This is a genomic window from Aquimarina rubra, from assembly GCF_042684305.1.
In the GTDB taxonomy this organism is placed as follows: domain Bacteria; phylum Bacteroidota; class Bacteroidia; order Flavobacteriales; family Flavobacteriaceae; genus Aquimarina; species Aquimarina rubra.
On the sequence record NZ_JBHULE010000032.1, the window covers coordinates 1 to 541 of the forward strand.

Consider the following 541-nt stretch of genomic DNA (forward strand, 5'->3'; position numbering starts at 1 on the left):
AATTGTACCCATCCCCAGTTTTGTAATCCACTTGGATTTGGCTGGTTTTTTAGGAACTCCATTCCTTCTCCGGCAAACATTTGTGAGTATCCAACTTTTACAGAAGCATAAGGAAGTAATTTTTGTGTAAAAACAATATCCACTTCAGTTCCCAGATATTTATCGGCTTCTGATCCATCTGTATCATCTATGAGTGTTGCTGCAGATGAAAAATAGTGTCCTTTCACCAAAAGACTTGAGGATTTTCCGAATTTAAAATTCGCTTTAGCGTATATATCTGTTAACCCTACAGAGTTCGCGTGGTTTCCAACATAAAAATAATCCATATATCCATTAAATTTATGGTTGGTACCGTATAACGGGAAGAAAGAATAGTTTTTTCCGTCAGTTTCGTTTTGATCCGTACCACTTTGAATTTCAAAACCACCCCCAATACCAACAGAACCAACTTTTCCATTAGCTTCTAGCCCAACTAAATATGCAGAAAGGTCTGTTGACGGGCTTGCGGCATCTGTTACGTCAGGACCTTCTCCTGCTTGTA

1 pseudogene is annotated in these 541 nt (G+C 38.6%); it reads right to left on the reverse strand.

Annotation, left to right across the window (positions count from 1 at the left end):
• A pseudogene (locus ACFSR1_RS19630) lies at positions 1 to 541 on the reverse strand (hypothetical protein); the annotation flags it as partial.